7 protein-coding genes are annotated in these 9,536 nt (G+C 38.1%); 5 read left to right on the top strand and 2 right to left on the bottom strand.

What is annotated here, in order from left to right; translation table 11 throughout:
* A partial coding sequence (locus tag ABIQ28_RS03555; RefSeq protein ID WP_348035375.1) for a hypothetical protein occupies positions 1-196 on the bottom strand: 196 nt, incomplete at its 3' end.
* A 216-nt stretch (positions 197-412) separates the two neighbouring features.
* Between ABIQ28_RS03555 and ABIQ28_RS03560 the strand changes: the two genes are divergently transcribed.
* The 3 genes from ABIQ28_RS03560 (at position 413) to ABIQ28_RS03570 (ending at position 4,365) form a co-directional block, all read left to right on the top strand.
* The gene (locus ABIQ28_RS03560; protein ID WP_348035376.1) at positions 413-2,407 is read left to right on the top strand and encodes a M1 family metallopeptidase; all 1,995 of its coding nucleotides are present in this window, start codon (positions 413-415) and stop codon (positions 2,405-2,407) included.
* Positions 2,408-2,496: 89 nt separating this feature from the next.
* Positions 2,497-3,411, top strand: a complete 915-nt coding sequence (locus ABIQ28_RS03565) for a patatin-like phospholipase family protein (protein ID WP_348035377.1) — start codon at positions 2,497-2,499, stop codon at positions 3,409-3,411.
* Positions 3,412-4,365 carry a patatin-like phospholipase family protein gene (locus tag ABIQ28_RS03570; RefSeq protein ID WP_348035378.1) on the top strand — a complete coding sequence of 318 codons (954 nt, stop codon included), beginning with the start codon at positions 3,412-3,414 and terminating at the stop codon, positions 4,363-4,365. It abuts the gene before it with no gap.
* Positions 4,366-4,451: 86 nt separating this feature from the next.
* On the opposite strand, the gene ABIQ28_RS03575 is transcribed toward ABIQ28_RS03570, so the two are convergent.
* The gene (locus ABIQ28_RS03575; protein WP_348035379.1) at positions 4,452-4,976 is read right to left on the bottom strand and encodes a hypothetical protein; all 525 of its coding nucleotides are present in this window, start codon (positions 4,974-4,976) and stop codon (positions 4,452-4,454) included.
* Positions 4,977-5,168: 192 nt separating this feature from the next.
* On the opposite strand from ABIQ28_RS03575, the gene ABIQ28_RS03580 reads away from it, so the two are divergent.
* The gene (locus ABIQ28_RS03580; protein WP_348035380.1) at positions 5,169-6,707 is read left to right on the top strand and encodes a hypothetical protein; all 1,539 of its coding nucleotides are present in this window, start codon (positions 5,169-5,171) and stop codon (positions 6,705-6,707) included.
* Between the two features lie 169 nt (positions 6,708-6,876).
* Positions 6,877-9,192: a UvrD-helicase domain-containing protein gene (locus tag ABIQ28_RS03585; RefSeq protein ID WP_348035381.1), complete on the top strand. Its 2,316-nt coding sequence runs from the start codon at positions 6,877-6,879 to the stop codon at positions 9,190-9,192.
* Positions 9,193-9,536 lie beyond the last annotated feature (344 nt).

The raw sequence follows: 9,536 nt of genomic DNA on the forward strand, positions 1-9,536 counted from the left end.
CGATAATTTGAACGTCAGCGCTATTTTGTTGCAGTTGGTTGATTTTATAGTACTGCGTTTTGTCAATATAGCGATTGGGAAACAAATTGATCAAATCTTGATAGGTGTGAATGCCAAGTTCGCTTCGCAGCAAAGCGCCACGACTTGGGCCGACGCCTTTGAGGTAATCGATAGGGGTTTGTAGTTGGGCATTCATAGCTGCGAATTTAACCAATTCCTGCGAAAGCAGAAATGACATTGTGTATTGTGTTGAGCTTTAAAATATCAAATTATAAATTGTTCAACAAGTTGCTTCACGCTTCGTTCTTCATGCTTTGTACTCGACACTTCGTACTTAATACTTTGCACTTCTAACCTTATGCTTCAAGTGGTTTTTTTTCTTAATTTGGTCATACCTAATTATGTGTCATAAATGAACCGCTTTCTTTCTCTTTGTTTTCTTCTGTTTCTCGGACCTGTTTGCGCGCAGCAAACTGATGTTGTTGATTTTGAAAGAATTAAAGCAGAATTGAGTTTTGAGGGCTTAAAAAAGGTTTCTGGTTTTGTTTTTATCAACTTCAAAACCTTAAAAGATATCGATTCAGTTTATCTTGATGCTGTAAAAATGGATTATAAGAGTTTGAAATTGGGTGATCGAAAGAGCGAGTTGGTTGAAGGCGTTGATTATCGCGTTGAAGCTGATAAAATAGTCATCTTAAATAATTTCAAAAAAAACACGGATTATCTCTTGCAATTATGGTATTCTGCTCAGCCCAAAAAAGCCTTATATTTTGTAGATGATCAAATTTGGACCCAAGGACAAGGGAAATATACGAGTAATTGGCTGCCGAGTATCGACGATATGAATGAGAAGATTGAGTTCGATTTATCTATTTCTTTTGATGATGGTTATGTTGTTTTGGCCAACGGAGAACTTGTGAAAAAAGAGTCTGTCCCACAGAATAAGACGACATGGCATTACGATATGAAATCGCCCATGAGCAGTTATCTTGTTGCGCTTGCTATTGGGAAATACAATAAAAAAACGGAAACTTCGAAGAGCGGTGTTCCTTTAGAATATTACTATTATCCTCAAGATTCCGCTAAAGTAGAAGCGACCTATCGCTACAGCAAACAGATGTTTGATTTTTTGGAAAATGAGATTGGCGTGTCGTATCCTTGGGGTGTTTATCGACAGGTGCCGGACAAGGATTTTCTGTATTCAGGAATGGAAAATACGTCATTGAACATTTTTTCAGATGCTTTGGTGGTTGATCCGATAGGATTTAACGACCAGAATTACGTCAACGTCAACGCTCATGAGCTTGCGCATCAATGGTTTGGCGATTTGGTGACCGCAACGAGCGGCACGCATCATTGGCTTCAGGAGGGTTTTGCGACCTATTATGCACTTTTGGCGGAGCGGGATGTGTTTGGTGAAGATTATTTCTATTGGCAATTATATGAGTACGCACAACAGCTTTTGAAGCAGGAGCATGCGGGGGAAAGCACTTCTTTGCTCGATCCGAAGTCAAGCAGCGTGACGTTTTATCAAAAAGGAAGTTGGGCCTTGCATGTGTTGCGTGAGCTGGTGGGTGAGGTCGCTTTTAGGGCAGCTGTGAAAAATTATCTCGAGAAACACCAATATCTAAATGTGGAAACTTCCGATTTTGTAAAGGAGGTTGAAAAGGAAAGTGGTCAAGATTTGTCTGAATTCGTCAGAATTTGGATCGAAGATGTTGCGCTTCCGCAGGATGATATGGTGAAAAGCTTACATAAATCGGCGTTTATCAAGGAGTTTCTTGATGTCAGCTGTGAGACTTATCCTTTGAAATGCAAGGATTATTTAGTTTCTAATATTTCCGATAAGGCAAAAGTCAAGATTCTTTCCAAAGATGCTTATGAAGTGAAATTAGAGGATTTTAATAATAATCTTGAGGTGCGGCAGGCCATCGCTCAAAAGATGACCGCTATTCCCTCAGAATTTAAGAACGCATATGAGTCGCTTTTAATGGACAAATCTTATAAAACGATAGAAGTGGCATTGTATAATCTATGGGTTAATTTTCCAGCAGATCGGGCTAAATATCTACAGCAAACCAACTCTATTTACGGTTTTAGCGATTATAATGTGAAACTACTCTGGTTAGCCTTACATTTAAATACATTAGAATATCAACCGGATAAAAAACAGGATATTTTTAATGAATTAAGAGGTTATACGAATCCAAAATACAGTTTTGAGTTGCGGATGAATGCTTTTAATTACCTGAAACTGGTTAAGGGATTTGATGCGGTTTCAATAGAAAATTTAATGGACGCCACGAAGCATCACAATTGGCGGTTTCAACAGTTTGCAAAACGGATGGTTGAGGAGTTGGAAGGTGATGTAAGTTTTAAGCAGATTATTGATAGTCTTAGAAATTAGTTGTTAATTGTTGATAATTAATGGATGACGTGCTGATAAGCCTATACGGCATGCTTTAGTTTTCTTTAATAACGAATAACGATGAGTCAATGAGAGCATTAATCATATCTGGTGGAGGTAGTAAGGGCGCATTTGCTGGTGGTGTGGCGCAGTATCTCATTGAAAATAAAAAGCTGGATTACGATTTGTTTATTGGTACGTCAACCGGAAGTTTGTTAGTGTCGCATTTGGCCTTAAAAAAAGTTAAGGAGGTCAAAGAGCTTTACACGAGTGTAACGCAAAAGGATGTTTTTAATGTGTGTCCGTTCAACATCAAAAGAAAAAATGGGATTGAGACCATCAGCATCAATCATTTTAATGTGTTGCGTAATATTTTGAGTGGCAGAAAAACTTTTGGTGAAAGTCAAAATTTGAGAAAACTTATTACGGATCACGTTACTGAAGAAGGTTTTAATGCTTTAAAACTATTGAAAGCTGATGTGGTGGTGACGGTTTCGAATCTGTCGCTTAATCAAGTGGAATACAAGTCGGTTAAGGACTTTGAATATGAGGAATTTATGGACTGGATTTGGATTTCTTGTAATTACACGCCTTTTATGTCGTTGGTTAAAAAAGGAGGGTGTGAGTATGCCGATGGTGGTTTAGGGTCGATGGTGCCAATTGAGGAGGCTATTAGGCGTGGCGCAACGGTTGTGGATGCTGTGGTTTTGCAGACCGAAGTAACACAGTACAACAGGATGCCGTCCTTGAATGCGTTCTCTTTGTTGACGAATATGTTTGCATTTATGTTGGATAGAATCGAATACCAGAATATTAGAATTGGAAAATTTGTGGCCACCAATCAAAAAGCTATTATTAATTTTTATTACACTCCGACTGTGTTGACGACCAACTCGCTGGTGTTCAGTAAAGAGAAAATGACAGCGTGGTGGCAAAGTGGTTTTGATTTTGCGAAGCATAAAAATCAAGAATCGAGTCCGTTGAAACCAGAAAAAACCAATTAGATGAAAAGAGCATTAGTGATTTCAGGAGGAGGGAGTAAAGGCGCCTTTGCTGGCGGCGTGGCGCAGTATTTAATGGAAGATAAAGGCAGGAGATATGATATGTTTTTAGGAACATCTACCGGGAGTTTACTGGTGCCGCATTTGGCGGTTAATAATATAGGGAAACTGTATGATATTTTCACAAATGTCAGTCAACGCGATGTTTTTAGTATTAGTCCGTTTGTGCAACATAAAAAAGATGGACGTGAATATGTCTCGATCAACTATTTTAATTCCTTGATTCAGTTTATAAGGCGCAAAAGAACTTTTGGAGAAAGTGGTGCGTTGCGAAAGAATATTAAACGCAATTTTACGGAAGAGGAGTTTGAAAGCATTAAAAAGTCGGGCATTGACGTTGTGGTCACCGTGGCAAATCTTACCAAAAGTAGCGTCGAATATAAGTCGATCTTAGATTTTGATCACGATGAATTTTGCGATTGGATCTGGATTTCGTGCAATTATATCCCCTTCATGTCGTTGGCCGTTAAAAACGAATGTGAATATGCCGACGGCGGATTAGGTTGTGTTATTCCTATAAGGGAAGCTATTTTGCGAGGGGCCACAGAGATTGACGCGGTTATTCTAGAATCTGAAAATATGGAAGGCAATAAGGTGTTAGGGAAAAATCCCTTCTCGCTCATGATTAATCTGTTTTCATATTTGATTGAGCAGGTTGAGAAAAGGGATATCACGATTGGTCAATTGGCCGCTGCCAATCACAATGTAAAGCTCAATTTGTATTATACACCAACAATGCTCACGGAGAATTCGCTGATTTTCAGCAAAAGGTTAATGACCAAATGGTGGGAGCAAGGTTATAGTTATGCAAAGTTGAAGCATGATGACGATAAAACAGAAACAAGAATAAATGGAAAGCATCAAATTCCAAAACCTAAATTACCGGTTGAAAAATAGCGATTGTTTACTGCTAACTGAACCCTGAGACTGTACACTGTTGACTGCCAACTGAAGACTGCCAACTGAAGGCTGCTGACTAATTTTTACCACATTTCGCCCACTTCTTGTTTGATATAGGAAAGTGCTGCATCGCTAGGGGCGCGTTTTTCCATCATTTCTGTTAAAACCACCTCTCTCAATTTGTTGGCGGTATCGGTTTTTTCTAAAAGACTGGCTTTTCTAATTAATTGAATTGTGGCATTTTTTGCGGCACATATAATGTTCCAGCAATCGTCGGTAACGTAGATTTGTTGCGATAAATTATGTTCAAATTCCTGCTCAACGTTTGCTATAAGCAAGCTTTCGTAATCTTCTTTATTAGAAGATATTGGTGTAACTCTGATTAGTAATTTAGCAGGAGAGATGCGTTCCAGAAAAATAGCCATCCGTTCGTAGGCTTGTAGGCGCAGTGGCATTGTGTTTACTTGCATGTCTTTTTGCAGTAAAAACCGCCGTCTTCCATCTTCATTTTTAGTGTGTTCCTTAAAAAAATAATAGGCTACAAGTCCTGTGATTAAGGCAGGGATTGCATAGAGCAAGGCGTCAATAAGTTTTGTTGCTAAATCCATAACGGGTGTAAAATTTTATCAAACATAAGTTGTTTTTTTTAAAATTTCCGTAAGAATTTTAAAAAACAAGGATTTAAAACCTTTCGAGAGTCTGTTAGGATTTCAGTTACAAATATTTTTATTGAGATACTAAAAAACATATCAATTGGATACCTTTAGCTTATGACGAAACCTTTAAAGATCACTTTTATTATGCTGCTGGCACTAGTAGTGCTTAGTATTGTTGGGTATTTTGTAGCTGATGCCATCATCGCTTCAAAACTTGACAAGTTTCTTAAAACAAAGCTACCTGAAACCATCGGTATGGAGTACGAGTCGATTGATATTAATATTTGGCGGGGAAGTGCGGTTATGGTGCGTCCTAAAATTGTGAGTAAAGGTGGCGACACTTCAAAAGTCAGTGCTGAAATTGAATTAGACGCCATCATAGTCGATGGCTTTGGTTATTGGAATTATTTCGTAAATGATAACATTCATGTGGAGAGCGTTCAACTAAGAAGTCCGAAATTGCGTTATAATCATGACAAAACAATTCCCGAAAATGACAGGAATAACTCCAGTTTAAATCAACTTAAACAGGAAATTAAAGTCGATCGCTTTAATATTCAAAACGGAGAACTTACGATTCGTGATAGGGTAACAGATTCCATTGTGCTACATTCAGAAGGAGTTGCCGCAAATGTTATGAGCATTTTATTAGATGCTGCGTCGGTAAAAAAGCCATTTCCCTTTAGTTTTGAAGACTATAATCTTTCATTCAATGATTTTTTTTATAGCATGGGAACTTATGAGAACCTGACCATTTCAGACGCTCAAATAGACCATAAAAAAGCGTTGTTCCATCAATTGAAAATATTTACGAAATACTCCAAAACAAAGTTGAACCAAATCATCTCGACTGAGCGCGATCATTTTGATATCACGATGCCTTCGTTGGTTTTTGAGTATCAAAAATTCGGATATGAGCAGGATTCTGTTTTCTATTTTAAAAGTCCAAAAGTCATTTTCGAAGATGCTGAAATGTATATCTATAGAAATAAGTTGATTGCAGATGATACTACGCGTAAAGAGCTTTATAGCAAGATGCTAAGAGATCTGAAGTTTGATTTAACTTTAAGTGAAGTTGAGCTTAAAAACGCGACTATTGTTTATTCTGAAAAGGTAAACACTGATATGCAGGCGGGTAAGATTTCATTTACAAAGTTGAATGCCCACTTGAAAAATATCAGTAATACGTACGCTGCTGGAGAAAATACCACTTTAGATATTGATGCTATTTTTATGGCAAAAACACCTATTAAAGTCCATTGGGAATTTGATGTTAATGATGTCAACGATGCGTTTGTGTTCAAGGCGGATATTGGTAAACTACCCGCGCCAGATTTAAATCCGTTTTCGCAACCCAATTTAAAAGTGCTTCTTGAAGGCGAATTGTTCCATACCTATGCGACCATTTCAGGGAATAAAAATACTTCACGGGTCAATATGAAAGCCAAGTATGAGGATTTTAAGGTGGACATTTTGGATAAAGAAGGAGAAAAGAAGAATAAAGTGCTGTCTGCCATCGCCAATCTATTTATCAAAAAGAGCAGCGATCAAGCTGATCATGGTTTTAGAGAAAGCTTTAAAGATGATATAGAGCGCGATAAAACCAAATCGATTTTTAATTTCTTATGGTTAAACTTAAAAGCAGGTTTGGTCAGTATTATGACTGGTAACGGCAATCAATAAGATTGGCCAAGCTATTTCTAAAATTTTAATAGTATTAATCGCTCACGATTTTATCTTTTTCTTAGGTTTATCCGCATATAGAAGGGCTTATTGTTCATAATTATTAGCGAAATCATTCGTTAAAAACAGAAGCTTTGGTTAATTTCACGCTTTAATAATTGGAGGAGTTTTGGAGAAATATTTAAGTCAGTTAAATGAGGCACAATTAGCGCCAACATTGCAGAAAGATGGCCCTATGATTGTGATCGCAGGTGCTGGATCAGGGAAAACGCGTGTCTTAACTTTTAGGATTGCTTATTTGATGAGTCAAGGTGTGGACCCATTTAATATCCTGTCGTTGACCTTTACCAACAAGGCAGCGCGTGAAATGAAGAACAGGATTGCCGAAATTGTTGGTACTAGTGAAGCGAAAAATCTATGGATGGGAACGTTTCACTCCGTTTTTGCTAAAATTCTGCGTATTGAAGCAGATAAATTGGGTTACCCAAGCAATTTTACCATTTATGATGCACAGGATGCGCAACGTTTGATTTCATCCATTATAAAGGAAATGGGTCTGGATAAGGATATTTATAAATACAAACAGATCAGTTCCCGGATTTCATCCTATAAAAACAGTTTGATTACGGTTAAAGCATATTTTCAAAACCCGGAGTTGATGGAGGCTGATAAAATGGCCAAACGTCCTCGAATGGGAGATATCTATAAGCAATATGTAGAGCGCTGTTTTAAGGCAGGTGCGATGGATTTTGATGATTTGTTGTTGAAAACCAACGAATTACTGACGCGCTTTCCCGATGTTTTGGCAAAATATCAGAATCGATTCCGTTATATATTGGTGGATGAGTATCAGGATACAAATCATTCGCAATATTTGATTGTCAGGGCATTGTCTGATAAATTCCAGAATATTTGTGTGGTTGGGGATGATGCGCAAAGTATCTACGCCTTTAGAGGTGCCAATATCAATAATATTTTAAATTTCCAGAAGGATTATGACGATGTGAAGCTGTTCCGTTTGGAGCAGAATTACCGATCGACCAAGAATATAGTCAATGCTGCCAATTCCGTGATCGATAAGAATCAGACCAAACTTGAAAAAGTGGTTTGGACAGCCAATGACGACGGACCCAAAATCAAGGTCAATCGTTTGATGACCGATGGCGATGAAGGCCGTTTTGTAGCGAGTTCCATCTTTGAAAACAAAATGGAACATCAAATGATGAATAGCGATTTTGCTATTTTATACCGTACCAACGCACAATCTCGTGCTATGGAGGATGCTTTGAGAAAGCGCGGGATTCCTTACAGAATATATGGCGGTCAGTCCTTCTATCAGCGTAAAGAGATTAAAGATGTCCTGTCTTACTTACGATTAATTATCAATCCTGCCGATGAAGAAGCGCTTAAGCGAGTCATTAATTTTCCTCCACGTGGTATTGGACAGACAACCATAGATCGACTTATTGTCGCAGCCAACGGTTATAACCGTTCCATTTTTGATGTGATGAAACATGTAGATAAAATCGACATCAATATCAACTCAGGCACAAAGAATAAACTTCAAAATTTTGTGACAATGATCGAGAGCTTTCAGGTGATGAATCAAACAGCAAACGCTTTTGAATTGTCAGATCATGTGACGAAAGTTACCGGACTTATCAAAGAATTTAGAAATGATGGCACGCCAGAAGGGATTGCCAAAATGGAAAATATAGAGGAGTTACTGAACGGGATCAAGGATTTTGTGGAGGGTCAGGAAGAATTGGCAGATGCCACTGGTGCTTTACCTGAATTTTTGGAAGATGTCGCTTTGGCAACCGATTTGGATGCTGATAAGGGCGATGCAGACCATGTGGCGCTGATGACCATTCACTTGGCAAAAGGATTGGAGTTTCCTTATGTATATATCGTTGGGATGGAAGAGGACTTGTTCCCAAGTGGGATGAGCATGAACACCCGAAGCGAATTGGAAGAGGAGCGACGCCTATTTTATGTGGCCTTAACCAGAGCAGAAAAGCAAGCGTACTTGACTTATACGATGTCACGCTACCGTTGGGGAAAATTGATTGATGCTGAGCCTAGCCGTTTTATTGAAGAAATTGACGAATCTTTTTTGGAGATTTTGACGCCCATTGATGAAAGACGATTCAATCCGATGCTTTCTCCTGATATTTTTGGCGATATTCCACCAGATCAAATCCGATTTAAAAGACCTGTAAAGCGAAAATCAGAAGAAAAACCACCAAAATTTATTCCGCCAGCAAAATTAAAGCCGGTTGGAAAGTCCGTAGGAAGTCCAAATATCAATTTATTTGATGGAAAACTGACGGTTGGCAATGTGGTAGAACATATGCGTTTTGGAAAAGGCGAAGTTTTAAAAATTGAGGGCGTAGGTGCAGATACCAAAGCTGAAATCAATTTTCAACATGGGGGCGTTAAAAAATTATTGTTGCGTTTTGCCAAATTGGATGTGTTGGGGTAGATTGGAGTTCATAGTTATGAATTCAGAGTTATGAGTTGTGAGTTTGAAGATAAGTGAAGAAGTTAAAAGTATTTTGTGAAACTATTCTTGAAGGACATTAAGGGTTTGGTTAAAAACCGCCGAACTTAATGTTCTTAATACCTAAATGATCTTAATGGTTCAAAGAAAATAAATTATTTGGAAGTTAAGGAGTATTTCCTTTTTCACGCGCTGTGCTCCGTGCTCCGTGCTTCAAACTTCATGCTTTTTACAGCAAATGCATTTGTATAAACTGCTTTAATTTTGACTGTGTATCCAATAATTCGTTTTCTGACCAGGTATGACGCGCATTTTTATACCAATTC

The organism is Gelidibacter sp. (assembly GCF_039916245.1).
In the GTDB taxonomy this organism is placed as follows: domain Bacteria; phylum Bacteroidota; class Bacteroidia; order Flavobacteriales; family Flavobacteriaceae; genus Gelidibacter.

Coding starts and splice junctions, on each gene's coding strand:
- ABIQ28_RS03570 (WP_348035378.1), top strand. CDS start 3,412: ATGAAAAGAGCATTAGTGATTTCAGGAGGAGGGAGTAAAGGCGCCTTT.
- ABIQ28_RS03560 (WP_348035376.1), top strand. CDS start 413: ATGAACCGCTTTCTTTCTCTTTGTTTTCTTCTGTTTCTCGGACCTGTT.
- ABIQ28_RS03575 (WP_348035379.1), bottom strand. CDS start 4,976: ATGGATTTAGCAACAAAACTTATTGACGCCTTGCTCTATGCAATCCCT.
- ABIQ28_RS03565 (WP_348035377.1), top strand. CDS start 2,497: ATGAGAGCATTAATCATATCTGGTGGAGGTAGTAAGGGCGCATTTGCT.
- ABIQ28_RS03580 (WP_348035380.1), top strand. CDS start 5,169: ATGCTGCTGGCACTAGTAGTGCTTAGTATTGTTGGGTATTTTGTAGCT.